Annotated in this window: 12 protein-coding genes and 1 tRNA gene; 10 read left to right on the forward strand and 3 right to left on the reverse strand. The window is 73.0% G+C overall.

Translation table 11 applies throughout. The annotated features are described in order from the left end of the window. The first annotated feature begins 5 nt into the window (after positions 1 to 5). Complete coding sequence (locus ACYVPE_RS13100; protein WP_461033699.1) at positions 6 to 770, forward strand: barstar family protein; 765 nt, start codon at positions 6 to 8, stop codon at positions 768 to 770. Between the two features lie 22 nt (positions 771 to 792). Here the strand turns inward: ACYVPE_RS13100 and ACYVPE_RS13105 are convergent, their stop codons facing one another. Continuing rightward, a complete protein-coding gene (locus tag ACYVPE_RS13105) occupies positions 793 to 2,115 on the reverse strand; it encodes an SGNH/GDSL hydrolase family protein (RefSeq protein ID WP_461033700.1) in 1,323 nt (440 codons plus the stop codon). Positions 2,116 to 2,223: 108 nt separating this feature from the next. Here ACYVPE_RS13105 and ACYVPE_RS13110 point away from each other — a divergent pair, with 108 nt between their 5' ends. Next, positions 2,224 to 3,522 carry a DUF445 domain-containing protein gene (locus tag ACYVPE_RS13110; RefSeq protein ID WP_461033701.1) on the forward strand — a complete coding sequence of 433 codons (1,299 nt, stop codon included), beginning with the start codon at positions 2,224 to 2,226 and terminating at the stop codon, positions 3,520 to 3,522. A gap of 158 nt (positions 3,523 to 3,680) precedes the next feature. Further along, a tRNA-Leu gene (locus ACYVPE_RS13115) sits at positions 3,681 to 3,755 on the forward strand. A 21-nt stretch (positions 3,756 to 3,776) separates the two neighbouring features. Here ACYVPE_RS13115 and ACYVPE_RS13120 read toward each other — a convergent pair. Further along, entirely contained in the window at positions 3,777 to 4,820 is a 1,044-nt protein-coding gene (locus ACYVPE_RS13120; RefSeq protein WP_461033702.1) for a LacI family DNA-binding transcriptional regulator, read from the reverse strand. Positions 4,821 to 5,063: 243 nt separating this feature from the next. Here ACYVPE_RS13120 and ACYVPE_RS13125 point away from each other — a divergent pair, with 243 nt between their 5' ends. From ACYVPE_RS13125 to ACYVPE_RS13155, 7 genes are all read left to right on the forward strand, one after another. Further along, a complete protein-coding gene (locus ACYVPE_RS13125; RefSeq protein ID WP_461033703.1) occupies positions 5,064 to 5,996 on the forward strand; it encodes a carbohydrate ABC transporter permease in 933 nt (310 codons plus the stop codon). Positions 5,997 to 6,003: 7 nt separating this feature from the next. Next, complete coding sequence (locus tag ACYVPE_RS13130; RefSeq protein WP_461033704.1) at positions 6,004 to 6,954, forward strand: carbohydrate ABC transporter permease; 951 nt, start codon at positions 6,004 to 6,006, stop codon at positions 6,952 to 6,954. Positions 6,955 to 7,085: 131 nt separating this feature from the next. Beyond that, positions 7,086 to 8,432, forward strand: a complete 1,347-nt coding sequence (locus ACYVPE_RS13135; protein ID WP_461033705.1) for an ABC transporter substrate-binding protein — start codon at positions 7,086 to 7,088, stop codon at positions 8,430 to 8,432. A gap of 143 nt (positions 8,433 to 8,575) precedes the next feature. Beyond that, complete coding sequence (locus ACYVPE_RS13140; RefSeq protein WP_461033706.1) at positions 8,576 to 10,603, forward strand: beta-galactosidase; 2,028 nt, start codon at positions 8,576 to 8,578, stop codon at positions 10,601 to 10,603. A gap of 65 nt (positions 10,604 to 10,668) precedes the next feature. Beyond that, positions 10,669 to 12,690, forward strand: coding sequence for a glycoside hydrolase (locus ACYVPE_RS13145; RefSeq protein WP_461033707.1), 2,022 nt, complete (start codon positions 10,669 to 10,671; stop codon positions 12,688 to 12,690). Positions 12,691 to 12,847: 157 nt separating this feature from the next. Continuing rightward, the gene (locus ACYVPE_RS13150; RefSeq protein ID WP_461033708.1) at positions 12,848 to 13,972 is read left to right on the forward strand and encodes a methyltransferase; all 1,125 of its coding nucleotides are present in this window, start codon (positions 12,848 to 12,850) and stop codon (positions 13,970 to 13,972) included. Positions 13,973 to 14,037: 65 nt separating this feature from the next. Beyond that, positions 14,038 to 15,150, forward strand: coding sequence for a PucR family transcriptional regulator (locus tag ACYVPE_RS13155; RefSeq protein ID WP_461033709.1), 1,113 nt, complete (start codon positions 14,038 to 14,040; stop codon positions 15,148 to 15,150). Positions 15,151 to 15,184: 34 nt separating this feature from the next. On the opposite strand, the gene ACYVPE_RS13160 is transcribed toward ACYVPE_RS13155, so the two are convergent. Continuing rightward, the gene (locus ACYVPE_RS13160; protein WP_461033710.1) at positions 15,185 to 16,642 is read right to left on the reverse strand and encodes a flotillin family protein; all 1,458 of its coding nucleotides are present in this window, start codon (positions 16,640 to 16,642) and stop codon (positions 15,185 to 15,187) included. Positions 16,643 to 16,696 lie beyond the last annotated feature (54 nt).

Genomic DNA, 16,696 nt, shown 5'->3' on the forward strand with positions numbered 1-16,696 from the left:
CCGTCATGACCTACCTGCTCCGCCACGAGGGGGCTGGCCCGACGCTGGCCCACGCCCGCGAACTGACCGGCTTCTTCACCGGGCCGGAGGAAGATGAAGAAGAACACGAGAACGGCGGCTGGCGCCCATTCCAACTGCTCGGCTGCACTCTCGAACCGGAGCTGACGCGACTCCTCGACCACCCGCGCCGCCGTGAACTCCCCAACGTCGACTTGGTGTTCCTCGACGCGAACGGCCAGTCGATCGGCCGCTACTACGTCGGTGGCCCCACGGTGCTGGCACAACACCCGGCTGCCGACGGCACGGTCGACCTGCTGCTCAACGGCTTCTTCTTCCGCTACCCGCACCCGGCAGCCGAGGCCGTGTGGGCCGCGTGGCGCCGGGCCTTCCCGCCGGCTCCCGGCGGCTGGGCCGCCGACGGCCCCGAGCACCGCGCCGGCTGGCTGGAGGCCGTCCGCATCCGCGCTTCGACGCCCGGTGTGCGGCCGCTCGACGACCCACCGCCGGGCGCCACCTACGAACTGGCGGGCGGCTTGGTCACCGACGCCGCCGCCTTCTACTGCGCGCTCGGCGAGGCGATCAACGGCCCTGGCGGCTACTTCGGCGGTACCTCCGACGCCCTCCGCGACTGCCTGGCCGGCGGCTTCGGCGCTCGGCCGCCGTTCCGCCTCGTCTGGCACGACCACGACGTCACCCGCCGTTCGCTGCCCGACCTCGACCGCCTCGTCGAACCGCTGCTCGCGGCCGGCGTCCGGATCGAACCCCGCTGACGCTCCCGGGAGCCGGGGCGGGCTAGAGCACCTGCTCCTCGACGTCCGGCACCAGCTCGGACAGGGGCACCGCGCCGGCCATCGCCGCGTAGCCGGCGTCGCTCGGGTGCAGCCCGTCACCCGAGTCGTAGGCGGGCAGCAGCGACTGCGGACGGGCCGGGTCGCGCAGCGCCAGATCGAGGTCCACCACCGCGTCGAAGACGCCGCCGGCCCTGATCTCCGCGTTGACCAACTGGCGCACCCGCTCGCGCTCCGCCGTGAAGTTGCCGTGGCCGCCGAACGGCGCCAGCGTCGCGCCCACCACCCACAGACCGGCCTCGTGGGCCTCTGCCGTCAGCTCGCGCATCGCGGCCACCACCGCCGCCGGATCGGTCTGCTGCGGCGGCGCGGTGAGGTCGTTGATGCCCAACTGGAGCACCACCGTGCGCAGCCCCGCCTGCTGCACCACGTCGAGGCCGAGGCGGCGGATCCCGCTGGCGCCGTTGTACTGCCGGGTGGGGTCGCCGTCGAGCAGCAGCCGGTTGCCGCTGATGCCCTGGTTGAGCACGGCGAGCCGGGGCGCCTCGGGCTCGGCGCGCAGCCGCTCGGCGAGCAGGTCCGTCCAGCGGCGGTTGGCGCCCGGCGTCGAGGTGATGCCGTCCGTCAGCGAGTCGCCGAGCACCGCGACCGAACCCTCCGCGGTCTGGCTCAGCACCTGCACCGAACTGACGTACCGCCAGACCTCGGTGACCTCGGTGAACGCCGCGCCCGACTCCTCGCCGGCCGCGTCGCCCGCCGCCAGGAAGCTGTTCTGCTGGGCCGCCCGGTGCTGGGTCACGCTGCCGGACGCCTCCGGCGCGTACACCGTCACCAGCAGGTCCGCGTCCGCCGGCACGTCGAGCCGCACCGGGTCGCTCACCACCCGCTCCCCGGGCGGCACGAGCACCGAGGTGCCGTCGCCGAACGTCAGCCGGCGCATGCTGCCGGGCAGCGCGCTGGGGCCGCCGTCGGCGGAGAGCGCCACCGTGACGTGGGAGAAGCCGACCGAGCGGCCGCCGTACTGGTTGGTCAGCTCCACCCGGACCTCGCCGCCGCCGACCGAGGTGTGCACCACGTTGCGGATCGACCGGTCGGGCAGCCCGCCGTCCGTGCCGGGCTCGGGACCGGTGGGCGCCGCCGACCAGGTGCCGACCCACTCCCCACCGGCCGCGGGTGTCACGCTCCGTGACGGGTGTGACTCGGCTGTCGGCTTCTCGTGGCGCTCGCCCGCGGCCGGCGCCTCCTGCCCCGCCCCCACCGCGACCAACACCCCGAGGAGCACGGCCATCGCCCCCGCCAGCAGGCCGAATCCCCGCCGTCCTGTCACCACTCCCACCGGCTCATGATCCCACGATCCGACCACGCCGGCTCACCCACCCGGGTGAGGCGCCGGTCACCCTCCGAAACCGGGACCGATACACGGGACAATGTACGAATGGACCGGATGGACGCGGGAACGAAGGCACGGCCTGGCGACGGCCTCTCGGCGGGTGACCTGGCGCGACTCGTCGCCCTGCGCCGGATGAAGACGGTGGCCACCGGGCTGCTGGTGTTCGTGGCCGTCGCCTACGCGCTGGCCACCTGGGCCGAGCACAGCGGCGCCGGCGCCTGGGCCGGCTATGTGGCGGCCGCCGCCGAGGCCGGCATGGTCGGCGCCCTCGCCGACTGGTTCGCCGTCACCGCGCTCTTCAGGCGCCCGCTGGGGCTGCCCATCCCGCACACCGCGATCATCCCCACCAGGAAGGACCAACTCGGCGAATCCCTCGGCGACTTCGTCGGAGAGAACTTCCTCGCCGAGGACGTGGTGCGGGCCAGGCTCCAGGCCATCGGCCTGGCCCGCCGGCTCGGCGGCTGGCTCGCCAAGCCGGAGAACGCCGACCGGGTCACCGCCGAGCTGGCCACCGGCGTCCGCGGCGGCCTCCGGGTGCTGCGCGACTCCGACGTCCAGGCGGTGATAGGCGAGGCCATCACCCGCCGCGCCGACGCCATCGAGATCTCACCGGGGCTCGGCCGGGTGCTGGAGCGGATCATCACCGACGGCGGCCACCACCGCGCCGTCGACCTGCTCTGCGCCCAGGCCCACGACTGGCTGGTCAAGCACCGCGACTCCGTGCTGGCGGCCGTCGAGGACGGCGCCCCCGGCTGGACCCCCCGCTTCGTCGACCGCCGCGTCGGCGACCGCGTCTACCGCGAACTGCTGCGCTTCGCCGCCGAGATGCGCGACTCGCCCGACCACCCGGCGCGCGGCGCCCTCGACCGCTTCCTCACCGACTTCGCGCGCCAGCTCCAGGAGGACCCGGAGACCAGGGCCCGGGTGGAGCGGCTCAAGAACGACCTGCTGCACCGGCCGGAGATCCAGGAGCTGATCGCCTCCGCCTGGGGCACGGTCCGCGCCATGATCCTGGCCGCCGCAGACGACGAACGCAGCGCCCTCCGGCTCCGCGCCCGCACCGCCATCCTCACCCTCGGCGCCCGCCTCAGCCGCGACGAGCGGCTGCGCGCCAAGCTCGACGGCTGGGTGACGGACGCGACGATCCACGTGGTCTCCGGCTACCGCAAGGAGATCACGGCGCTGATCACCGACACCGTCTCCTCCTGGGACGCCCGCACCACCTCCCGCAAGATCGAACTCCACATCGGCCGCGACCTCCAGTTCATCCGCCTCAACGGCACGGTCATCGGCGCCCTCGCCGGCCTGGCCATCCACACGGCGACCCGACTCCTGGGCGGGTGACGCCCGCAACCACCCCTGGCTCGCTACCCGCGTGAACCCGTTGCCAGTGCCGTCGCCACGGCCAGGCCGCTGTCAGATGCCGCGCCGCGCCGCGGCCCGGTCGATCGGCCTCTCCTGCGGCCGTGGGCACCGGAGTCCGGCCGGTAGAGTAGGGCCGCGGGTCCGTACCCCAGTTGGCTAGAGGGCGCCGGTTTAGGTCCGGTGTGTCGTGGGTTCGAGTCCCACCGGGCCCACCGATCACCGCGCTCGGCGGGTCACCGCGCCCGATCTCCCAGGCGGGACGCCTCCGCCGGTGGCGGCGCCGTGCTGTCGCGTCGCACGAGCCAGGTCGGCACGAGCGTGGTGCCGCGTTCCGTCGTGTCGGCCCGCATCTGCCGCAGCACGCCGTCCACGCACCGGCGCCCCACCTCGGCGAAGTCCTGGTGGATGGTGGTGAGCGGCGGCATGAAGGAGCCGGCCTCCGGGATGTCGTCGAAGCCGACCACGCTGACGTCCTCCGGCACCCCGCGGCCCTTCTCGCGCAGCGCGCGGAGCAGGCCGAGCGCCATCTGGTCGTTGGCGGTGAAGACGGCGGTGCAGTCGGGCAGTTCGGCCAGCCGGAGGCCGGCGCGGTAGCCCGACTCGGCGGACCAGTCGCCGCGGACGAGGGGCGGGATCGCGCGGCCGGCCTCGGTCAGGGTGGCGCGCCAGGCGGCCGTCCGGCGTCCGGCGGCGAAGGAATCCTCGGGGCCGGCCAGGTGCCAGACCGTGCGGTGGCCGAGGTCGAGCAGGTGGCGCACGGCCTCCCGGGTGCCGCCCGCCTGGTCGGTGTCGACCACGCTGTACCGGTCGCCGGCGTCCGAATCGGCCACCACCACCTGCACGTTGGGCGGGAGTGAGACGGTCGCCGCGTCCAGCAGGTGGACCTCCATGATCACGATGATCGCGTCCACCGCCAGTTCGCCGAGGCGGGTGAAGGCGCCGCGCACCCCGTCCTGCGTCGGGACGGCCACCGGCAGCAGCGTGGTCGCGTAGCCCTCCTGCGCGGCGGACGCCGAGATCGCCTCCAGGGTGCGGACGTTGCCGGTGGTGGAGAGGGTGAACAGGATGACGCCGATGGTGCGGAACTCGCCCCGCTTCAGGGCGCGCGCCGCACTGTTGGGGCGGTAGCCGAGCTCCTTCATGGCGGCCAGCACCTGCTGTCTGGTGGCCTCCACGACGCCCGGGTGCCCGTTGGAGACCCGGGAGACCGTCTGCGAGGAGACCCCGGCGAGCCGGGCGACGTCGGCCATGGACACTCGCCGCCTTCTGGTCTGCATCAGCGGTACTCCCCGTCTGCTGTGGTTTCCATGCCGGTCCTTGTGCGGATCTGAGCGTCTCTGTTTGGTTACGTAGGTCTCAGTATCCCGGTCCAGCCCTTGACGCCTACCTGGGGGCAGTGTAAACATCACGCGAAATCGATGTTTACGTAAACATTCGGGGCTCGCATATCCGCACACGTCGCGATGTTTACGCACACACCGATCGTGCGGACACCCGGACGAGAGGCGAGGAAAGAACACATGACAACGTTGTCACCGCCTTCCATGGCGGGACGCGCCGCGCCCCGGCGCCCGAGCCGCCGGGTCAAGCGCGGGCGCTCGTGGACCGGCTGGGGCTTCATCGGCCCCTTCATGGCCGTGTTCACCCTCGTCTTCCTGGCGCCGATCGCCTACTCGATCTACCTCAGCCTCTACCGCGACCAACTCGTCGGCGGCACCAGCTTCGTGGGCCTGGACAACTACCAGCGGGCCCTGCAGGACCCCCAGTTCTGGGACTCGCTCACCCGGGTGGGACTGTTCCTGGTGGTCCAGGTGCCGATCATGCTGTTCATAGCCCTGCTGGTGGCCCTGGCCCTGGACAGCGGCCGCCTCTACGGCCGGAACTTCTTCCGCATCGCGATCTTCATGCCCTACGCCGTGCCCGCCGTGGTGGCCACGCTGATGTGGAGCTTCATGTACGGCAGCCGGTTCGGGCTGGTCGGCAACATCGAGGACACCTTCGGCGTCTCGCTGCCCGACCCGCTCTCGCCCGACCTGGTGCTGGCCTCCATCGGCAACATCGTGACGTGGGAGTTCGTCGGCTACAACATGCTGATCTTCTACTCGGCGCTGCGGGTGATCCCGAACTCCCTCTACGAGGCGGCGGAGATCGACGGCGCCGGCCAGCTCCGGGTGATCACCGCGATCAAGCTGCCCGCGATCCGCGGCGCGCTGGTCATCGCGACGATCTTCTCGATCATCGGGACCTTCCAGCTGTTCAACGAGCCCAGCATCCTGCAGAACCTGGTGCCCAACGCGATCACCACCGACTTCACGCCCAACCTCTTCACCTACTCGTTGGCGTTCTCCGGGCGGCAGCACAACTACGCGGCGACGGTGGCGATCGTCATGGGCCTGGTGACCATGGTCATCGCCTATGTCGTGCAGCTCCGCGGCATGCGAAAGGAAGCGTGATCCCGCGATGAGCGCCCCCAGCGCCCCCACCACCACCACCGCCCCGGCCGCCCGCGACGGCGCCGCGCGCCCCGCCACCGCGATCCGGCTCCGCCCGCGCCGTGGGACCCGCGACAAGCCGAGGCGCAGCCTGCTGCTCACCCTGCTGACCGGCCTCGTGCTGCTCTACACGCTGGTTCCGCTGGCCTGGCTGCTGATCAACGCGACCAAGACCCAGGAGGGGCTCTTCGACTCCTTCGGCCTGTGGTTCGACGGCGACTTCGCGCTGTTCGGCAACATCGCCGACACCTTCACCTACGACGACGGCGTCTTCACGCGCTGGCTGCTGAACACCCTGCTGTACGTGGTGCTCGGCGCCGGCGGCGCGACCTTCCTCGCCGTGCTCGGCGGCTACGCCCTCGCCAAGCACGACTTCCCGGGCAAGCGCGGCGTGTTCGCCGTGATCATCGGCGCCGTCGCCGTGCCCGGCACGGCGCTCGCCGTCCCCACCTTCCTGATGTTCAGCGAGATGGGGCTCACCAACACCCCCTGGGCCGTGATCATCCCCTCCCTGATCTCGCCCTTCGGCCTCTACCTGATGTGGGTCTTCGCCTCCGAGGCCATCCCCGGCGAGCTGATGGAGGCGGCCAGGATCGACGGCGCGGGCGAGGTGCGCACCTTCTTCCAGGTGGCGCTGCCGCTGCTGGCCCCCGGCATCGTCACCGTGCTGCTCTTCACCATGGTCGCGACCTGGAACAACTACTTCCTGCCGCTGATCATGATCAAGGACCCGGACTGGTACCCGCTGACCGTCGGCCTCAACTCCTGGAACGCCCAGGCGATCACGGCCGGCGGCGAGGTCATCTACAACCTGGTGATCACCGGCTCGCTGCTCACCATCCTGCCGCTGATCGTCGCCTTCCTCCTGCTCCAGCGCTACTGGCAGTCCGGCCTCGCCGCCGGCAGCGTCAAGGAGTGACCCGCGGGGCGCCCGCCCCGCCCCTCGTCACCCCGCCCCTCATCGCCCCATCGATTCCCCCGTTCCCGCTACCCCTCGCACCACCTCCTCCTTTCTACCCTCCGGGTCTGACAACGAAGCGAGTGACCACGATGACCAGCACCAAGCGCCCCCTCCGGCGCGGAGCCGCCCTCGCCGGCGTGCTCGCGATCGCCACCCTCGGACTGACCGCCTGCGGCTCCGATGACGACGGCGGCTCCGGCGGCTCCTCGCCCGACGACGTCGAGTCGGCCCTCGAGGCGGGCGGCGAGATAACCGTCTGGGCCTGGGAGCCCACCCTGACCCAGGTCGTCGAGGACTTCGAGGCGGCCTACCCGAACGTGACGGTCAACCTGGTCAACGCGGGCACCGGCAACGACCAGTACACGGCGCTCAGCAACGCCATGGAGGCCGGCAGCGGGGTGCCGGACGTGGCGCAGATCGAGTACTTCGCGCTCGGGCAGTACGCGATCGGCGAGACCCTCACCGACCTGAGCTCCTTCGGCGCCTCGGAGCTGGAGGGCAGCTACTCGACCGGCCCGTGGAACGCGGTGCACGCCGGCGCCGACGGCATCTACGGCCTGCCGATGGACTCGGGCCCGATGGCGCTCTTCTACAACCAGGACGTGTTCGACGAGCACGGCGTCGAGGTGCCCACCACCTGGGACGAGTACGTCGAGGCGGCCCGCGCCCTGCACGAGGCCGACCCGAACGTCTACATCACCAGCGACATGGGCGACGCCGGCCTGACCACCAGCCTGATCTGGCAGGCCGGCGGCCAGCCCTACACCGTCGACGGCACCGACGTCGGCATCGACTTCGCCGACGAGGGCTCCACCCGGTACGCCGAGACCTGGCAGCAGCTGATCGACGAGGACCTGCTGGCGCCCGTCAACGGCTGGACCGACGAGTGGTACGCGGGCCTGTCCGACGGCACCATCGCCACCCTGGCCACCGGCGCCTGGATGCCGGCCAACTTCGAGTCCGGCGTGTCGGGCGCGGCCGGCTCCTGGCGGGTCGCCCCGCTGCCGCAGTGGGAGGAGGGCGCGGCCGCCAGCGCCGAGAACGGCGGCAGCTCGCTCACCGTCCCGGCCGCCAGCTCCAAGCAGGAACTGGCCTACGCCTTCATCGAGTACGCCAACGCCGGCGACGGCATCCAGACCAGGCTCGACGCCGGCGCCTTCCCCGCCACCGTCGCGGAGCTGGAGTCCGAGGAGTTCCTGGCCACCGAGTTCGAGTACTTCGGCGGCCAGCAGGCCAACGAGATCTTCGCCGAGTCGGCCGCCAACGTGGTGGACGGTTGGTCGTACCTGCCCTACCAGGTCTACGCCAACTCGATCTTCAACGACACCGCGGGCCAGTCCTACGTCTCGAACACCCCGCTGACCCAGGGCCTCGCCGACTGGCAGCAGCGGTCCGTCGACTACGGCACCGAGCAGGGCTTCACGCTCACCGACTGAGCCGAGCCCGCCCAGCACCAAGGACCGGGGCCGGCCGCCGTCACCGCGGCCGGCCCCCGTCCCACCCGCCGCAGAGCTTCCGCCCGCCGCAGAGCTTCCGCAGAGCCGCCACAGAGCCGCCGCAGAGCCTTCCGAGGAGAACGATGACCCCCGCCCACCCGACCCGCTGGCTGCGCTGGCCGACCCCCGGCGCCCGCCTCGGCTACGGCGCCGACTACAACCCGGAACAGTGGCCGCGCGAGGTGTGGCGGGAGGACGTCCGGCTGATGCGGGAGGCCGGCGTCAACATCGTCTCGCTCGGCATATTCTCCTGGGCCCACCTCCAACCGACCTCCGACAGCTGGGACTTCGGCTGGCTCGACGAGGTGATGGACCTGCTGCACGAGCACGGCGTCGCCGTCGACCTGGCCACCGCGACGGCCTCGCCGCCGCCCTGGCTCACCACCGCCCACCCGGAGATCCTGCCGGTCACCAGGACCGGCGAGACCCTCTGGCCAGGCGCCCGCCAGCACTGGCGGCCCACCTCCCCGGTCTTCAGGGTCCACGCGCTGCGCCTGGTCACCGCGCTGGCCGAGCGCTACGCCGACCACCCGGCGCTGACCGCCTGGCACATCGGCAACGAACTCGGCTGCCACAACATCTACGACTACTCCGACGACGCCGCGGCCGCCTTCCGCGCCTGGCTGCGCGGCCGCTACGAGACGCTCGACGCGCTCAACCACGCCTGGGGCACGGCCTTCTGGTCGCAGCGCTACAGCGACTGGGCGCAGGTGCTGCCGCCGCGCCTCGCCGCCTCGCACCCCAACCCCACCCAGCAGCTCGACTTCAAGCGGTTCTCCTCGGACGCGCTCAAGGAGTACCTGCGCGCCGAACGCGAGGTGCTCCGCCGGCTCACCCCTGACGTGCCGGTGACCACCAACTTCATGGTGATGGGCGAGACGAAGGGCATGAACTACGCCGACTGGGCGGGCGAGGTCGACTTCGTCTCCAACGACCACTACGTGCGCCCGGGCCCGCAGAGCCTGGACGAGCTGTCCTTCTCCGCCAACCTGGTCGGCAACCTCGCCGGCGGCCGGCCCTGGTTCCTGATGGAGCACTCCACCAGCGCCGTCAACTGGCAGCCGGTCAACCGCGCCAAGCGGCCCGGCGAGCTGGCCCGCGACTCGCTGCTGCACCTGGCGCACGGCGCGGACGCCGTCTGCTTCTTCCAGTGGCGGCAGTCGGCGGCCGGCGCCGAGAAGTACCACTCGGCGATGGTGCCGCACGCCGGCGAGGACAGCGCCGTGTTCCGGGCGGTCGCCGAGCTCGGCCGGGTGCTGCGCGATGACCTCGCGCCGGTCGCCGGCGCCGAGCGCCGGCCGGCCCGTGCCGCCATCCTGTTCGACTGGGAGTCCTGGTGGGCCAGCGAACAGGACTCCCACCCCACGGAGTCGCTGCGCTACCGGCAGGAGGCCCTGGACTGGTACTCGGCGTTCCTCGGCCTCGGCGTGCGGGCGGACGTGGTGCCCACCGGCACCGCGCTCGACAGCTACGACGTCGTGGTGGCGCCCGTGTTGCACGTGCTGCCGGCCGAACTCGCCAAGGAGCTCACGAGCTTCGTCGAGGCCGGCGGCCACCTGGTCACCACCTACTTCTCCGGGATCGTCGACGAGAACGAACACGCCTGGCTGGGCGGCTACCCGGGGCCGCTGCGCGAGCTGCTCGGCATCCGTGTCGAGGAGTTCGGGCCGCTGCTCGACGACGAGTCGGTCGATCTCGACGACGGCACCACCGGCACCCTGTGGACGGACGAGATCACCGTCACGGACCCGGCCGAGGTCGAGGTGCTGGCCGCCTACCGCACCGGCCCGCAGGCCGGCCGCCCGGCCGTCACCAGGCGCCGGGTCCCGGGTGGCGGCTCCGCCTCGTACGTCTCGACCAGGCTCGGCGCCACGGGTCTTTCCGGGGTGCTCGGCCGGCTGCTGGCCGGGGCCGACGTCGTGGGCGAGCTGCCGGCGGCGGCCCGGGGCGAGGTCGAGCTGGCGATCCGTCACCAGGGTGGCGTCGAGTACTGGTTCCTGATCAACCGCACCGACCGCGAGGTCGAACTCCCGGACGTCACGGGCGAGCCGCTGACCGGCTCGCTCCCGCTGGCGCCGCGTGGCGTGACCGTCCTGCGGCGCACCCCGTAGGGGGCGCGAGGACGTGTCTGGCGGCGCCGAGCGGCGCCGCCGCCCCTCCGACGAAGGGACAATCCATGGTGAACAGACCCGTCAGGGCCCGCCGGGCGCTGTGCTGCCTCGGCGTGGCCGCGCTGACGGCGAGCGGCCTCGCCGCCGGCCAGGCGAGCGCGGACGAGCCGGCGGCGACCGCCGACCGCGTCACCATCCGCCCCAACCCCTCCTACCAGGGCGACGAGTTCGAGGGCTGGGGCACCAGCCTGGTCTGGTTCGCCAACGCCACAGGCGACTACCCGGACGAGGTCCGGGAGGAGCTGGCCGACCTCGTCTTCGGCGCGGACGGGCTCAACCTCAACATCGCCCGCTACAACGTCGGCGGCGGCAACGCGCCGGACGTCACCGACTACCTCAGGGCCGGCGGCGCGGTCGAGGGCTGGTGGCGCGCTCCCGAGGGCACCACCAGGGACGACGTCGACTGGTGGTCGGCCGACGACCCGGCCGACTGGAACCCGGACGCGGACGCGACCCAGCGCTGGTGGATCGACCGCGTCAAGGACGACATCGACCACTGGGAGGCGTTCAGCAACTCGCCGCCCTGGTTCATGACGGTCAGCGGCTACGTCTCCGGCGGCTTCGACTCGAGCGCCGACCAGCTGCGCACCGACTCGGTGGACGACTTCGCCGCCTACCTGGTGGGCGCCGTCGACCGGTTGGAGCGGGCGCACGGCATCGAGGTCGACACCATCGACCCCTTCAACGAGCCCAACACCCCCTACTGGGGCACCAGGTTGGGCGAGGACGGCGAGCCGGTCGGCGGGCGTCAGGAGGGCGCCCACATGGGCCCCGAGCTGCAACAGCGGGTGATCCGCGCGCTGGCCGCCGAGCTCGACTCCCGGTCCACCAGCACCGACGCGGTGATCGCGGCGATGGACGAGACCAACCCGGGGACGTTCGCCCGCAACTGGTCCGCGTACCCGAGCGAGGTGCGCGAGCTGGTCGAGCAGCTCAACGTGCACACCTACGGCACCGGTTCGCGGACCACCGTCCGCGACCTGGCCAAGGCGGCCGAGACCCCGCTGTGGATGAGCGAGGTCGAGGGCGACTGGGGCGACGGGCAGGACTTCGAGGCCATGCGGCCCGGCCTCGGCCTGGCCCGGCACATGGTGGACGACCTGCGGGAACTGGAGCCCACCGCCTGGGTGTTCTGGCAGCCGGTGGAGGACTACGACAACATGCGGCCGGGCGGCGAGTCGCCCGAGGGCGGCAACTGGGGCAGCGTCCAACTCCCGTTCAGCTGCGACGAGGGCGACACCCTGGAGACCTGCCCGATCTACACCAACCAGAAGTTCAACACCGCGCGGAACTTCACCCACTACATCAGGCCGGGCGACCACCTCGTCCAGGTGGACGACCCCGCCAGCACGGCCGCCGTCGCCGCGGACGGCCGGGGCGCCACCGTGGTGCACGTCAACGACGGCGCCGAGGCGCGCGAGGTCACCCTCGACCTCTCCGCGTTCGGCCGCGTCGCCAGGGGCGCCACCGTCACCCCGGTGGTGACCAGCGCGGACGGCGCGCTCGTCGAGCACGAGCCGATCCGGGTCACCGGCCGGTCGGCCAGCTACCAGGTGCCGGCCGACTCGGTCACCACCTTCGTCGTCGACGGGGTCTCGGGGGTGGCGCGGGACGCCGCCGCCTTCCAGCCGGGTCACGAGTACCGGCTCGGCGGCGTGCAGAGCGGCCGGGCGCTCACCGTCTCCGACGACGGCTCAGGCGTGGTGATCCGGGCCGCCGACGAGGCCCGCGACGACCAGCTGTGGCGCGTCACGCGGTCGAGCGACCGCTATGTGCTGACGAGCGCCGCCGACGGTCGCCGGCTCGCGGAGCGGGACGGCGCCCCGGTCCTGGAGCGCGACCGCGGCCGGCCCGACCGGGCGGCCCAGTGGATCGCGTCCTCGACGGGCGACGGCACCTGGACGTTCGTCAACGCGGCCACCGGCAACCTGCTGGAGGTCGGCGGCCAGGCCACGGCGGAGAACTCGCCGGTCACCACGTGGCAGCCCAACTCCGGCGCGAACCAACGCTGGTCGGTGAGCGGCTGAGTGTGGCGTTCCGGGGCGCGCATGGCGCGCGCCCCGGCGTCGCGCCCCGATTTCACCCCTTTGGGTGCGCATGGATGCCGGGCGGTTTTCCCACCGGGCGGGTGGGGAGCCAGCGGGTGGAGTGCTCGCAAGTGTCCACGGAGGGTGGCGGCAACACATGGAGACGCGCACGGAATCGAACCAGGCGATCGTGCCGGGGCTCTCGGGCGGGGAGGAACAGCCCGACTTCCCAAGGGTGTTGATGCTCGCCTGCGGAGGCACCATCGCCCGCGCGCTGGCCGTCGCCGCCCGGCTGCGGATCCCCGACCTGCTCGCCGCCGGCCCGCTGTCGTCCGGGGAGCTCGCCAAACGCGCGGAGTGCCATCCTGAGGCGCTCGACCGGCTCCTCGGCACCCTGGCGCTCGCCGGCGTGCTGGGGCGCACTGCGGACGGCGGGTACCGGCTGACCGACGAGAGCGCGGTGCTCCGCTCCGACCACCCGGCCTCGCTGCGGAACAGCGTGATGCTGCTCGCCGAGACCTACGACGACGCGTTCCGCGGCCTGCTGACCACCGTCACCAGCGGCGAGTCCGCGTTCCGCGAGGTGTTCGGGGTCTCGCTCTACGAGCACCTGACCGCGAACCCCGAGGACGAGCGCGTCTTCGACGCCGCGATGGCCGAGATGTGCCGACCGGTCGCGGCCGAGCTCGCCGCCGGCTACGACTTCTCCGGCGTCCGCACCGTCGTCGACGTCGGCGGCGGGGACGGCACCCTGCTCGGCGGGATCCTGCGGGAGCACCCGGGGCTCCGCGGGGTGTGCGTCGACCGGCCGAGCGTGTGCGAGCGGGCCGCCGCGCGGCCGCACCCGGCCGGCGACCGGATCGCGTTCCGGCCGGCCGACATCTTCACCGAGGTCCCCGCGGCCGGCGACCGCTACGTGATCAAGAACGTGCTGCACGACTGGCCGATGGAGCGGCAGGTGCGCGTGCTGACCGCGATCCGCCGGGCGATGACGACGACGCCCGGCGCCCGGCTGCTGGTGATCGAGCCGATGCTGGAGGACGAGCTCGACGCCCCGCACGCACTGGCCCAGATGGTGCTCTGCGAGGGCGGCACCCGAGGCTTCTCGGAGGCCGGCATGCGCCGGCTGCTGACCGCCGCCGGCTTCACCCCGCTGTCGGTCGGCCCGCTGGCCGGCGACCACCGGCTCTTCGAGTGCGTCCCGAGCCCGGCGGCGGTGCCGGATCCGGCACCGGCTCTTGGGGAGGGGGCGGCTCCTGAGGAGGGGGCGGCGGGCGGCTGACGGGCCCGCCCACCCGGATGGCATCGTTGCCCAGGGGGCAACCGCCGGCATCCGAGGAGGGCGACGTGGCCGCGGCGTACGAGGCGATACCGGACGACTATCTCGACGGCTACGCGGAGATCCTCGCCGAGGTCTCCGCGACCGGCCGCCGGCTCACCAGGGACGAGCTGCGGGAGCGCCGCGCGCTGGGGGAGCGGGCGGCGCAGGAGGGGCTCGCGCTGCGCGAGTTGGTCCGGGTCCACCTGGCGGCCACCCGCGCGCTCTGGCCCGAGCTGCCAGGGGTGACCGGCGCGCTCGGCGTTCGGCAGGTGGGGCTGACCGCCGAGGGCGTGCTGGCCGCCGCCGAACAGGCCGTCGACGCGCTGGCCGAGGGGTTCGAGCGGGCGCAGCTGCTCGCGGTGCGCCGGGACGAGGCGGCGCGCCGCGAGTTCATCGACGACCTGCTGCACGGCCGTGGCGACCCGGGCAGCCTGTCCGGGCGCGCCGAGCGGTACGGGCTGCGGCTCGCGCACACCCACGCGGTGGCGGTGGCGCAGGCGGTCAACCCGTACGACGACACGCACGCGCTCACCCGACGCATGGACGACGCGCTGGTCGGCCGGTTCGGCGTCCGCGAGGTGCTGCTCACCACCAAGGACGGCCGACTGGTCTGCATCGCGCCAGGGCACCGGCCCGAGGTGCTCGAGTACTTCGCCGACCGGGTGCGGAGCGCGGTCGACGAGGAGGAGCACCGGCCGCGGATAGCGCTCGGCCGGCCGCACGCGGGCCCGGCCGGCGTCGTCCAGTCCTACGAGGAGGCGCTGAGCGCGCTCGAGCTCGCCGACCGGGCGCTGATCGGCGGCGTGGTGCTGCGCGCGGCCGAACTGCTGGTGTTCCCCGTCCTCACCAGGGACCGGCAGGCGATGGCGGACCTGGTGCGCTCGGTGCTCGGGCCGCTGTCCGCCGCGCGGGGCGGCGCCGGCCCGCTGGTGCGCACGCTCGACGTCTACTTCGGCTCCGGCTGCGTGGCGGCCGAGACCGCGAGACGGCTCTCGCTCAGCGTCCGGGCGCTGACCTACCGGCTGGAGCGGATCCACGCGCTGACGGGCTCCGACCCGGCGGATCCGCTGCAGCGCTACACGCTGCAGACCGCCGTGATCGGAGCCCGACTACTTGACTGGCCGGCCGAGGAACTGTGACCCGGCCGGCCGGTGGCCGTGAGGTGGCCGGCCCTCAGGACTCGGCGGACACCTCGATCCGCTCGGCCGGCGCGGTCGCCGCGGCCGACTCGCTCGACTCGGCGGCGAGGCCGAGCCGTTCCACGGGTGCCGCCGCGCCTCCGGTGGGGACCTCCGCGGCGCCGCGGGCCGTGAGGCCGGAGAGCAGCGCGGCGAGGTTCACACCGGTGGCCGAGTTGAGCAGCTCCATGCCCTGCGCCACGTTGTCGGCGACGGCGCGCGGGAGCCGGCCCGCGCCGTCCGTGGAGATCACCGTCATCTTGTCGATCGCGGACAGCGGCTCCGCGGCCTTGGCGACCACCTCGGGCAACACCTCGACCAGCATCTGGAGCATCGCCGCGTCCCCGTAACCGGCGAACGCCTCGGCCTTCCGCCGCATGGCCTCGGCCTCCGAGGAACCGACGGCGGCGATCGCCGCGGCCTGGGCCTCGCCCTCCAGCCGGTGCGCCTCGGCCAGCGCGGCCCGCCGCTCCCGCTCGCCCTCACCGGTGAGCCTGGCGCGCTCGGCCTCGGCGTGCGCCGCGGCCACGTCGGCCGCCCGCCTGGCCTCGGCCTCCTGCTCGGCCCGGTAGCGCTGCGCGTCCGCCGGCTTGCGCACCTCGGCGTCGAGCTGGCGGTCCGTCAACTCGGCCTGCCGGACGGCGACCTTCTCCTGCTCGGCCAGCACCTCCTGACGCCTGGCCGCCTCGGCCAGCGGCCCGGCCGCGTTGGCCTTCGCGGCGGCCGCCTCGGTCTCGACCTTGATCTCCGCCTGGCGCAGGTAGAGCGTGCGCTGCGCGACCGCGATCTCCTCCTCGGCGCGCAGTCGCGCCTGCTCGGCGGTGCGCCGGGCCACGGCCTCGGCGATGTCCGCGTCCTGCCTGGCCCGCGCCGCCTCGGGACGGCCGAGGTCGGCAAGGTAGCTGCCCTCGGCCGCGATGTCCTGGATCTGGAAGGTGTCGAGGACGAGGCCCTGCCCCGAGAGGCTCGCCTCGGCCTCCTCCGCGACCTGACCGGCGAACGCCGCCCGGTCGCGGATCACCTCCTCCACCGACATCCGCCCGACGATCGCGCGCAGCGCACCGGACAGCACCTCCTGCGTGAAGGGCACCACGCCCCCCTGCTGGCGGAGGAAGCGCTGGGCGGCCGACCTGATGGCGGTCTCGGTGCCGCCCACCTTGACGATGGCCACCCCGTCCAGATCCACCTTCACCCCGCGCAGCGTGACCGCGCCGCGGACGGCCACCGGGATGTGCCGGCTCGACAGGTCCATCACGTGCCGGTGTTGCACGAGCGGCACCACGAACACCCCGGAGCCGACCACCACCTTCTGGCCGCCCGCGTTGCGCGAGACCCGACCGGTGACGATGAACGCCTCGCTCGGCCCCGCCACCTTGTAGCGCGAGGCGACCAACAGGCCGAGCAGCAACAGGAGGACGACCACCCCCACGACGGAGACGACGACCACACTCATGACAGAGCCCCTTCTCTTCCGGATCCCCCCGGGTCTGGCCCGGATCGACCGGCG

The sequence above is a fragment of the Streptomyces mayteni genome (genome assembly GCF_054783955.1).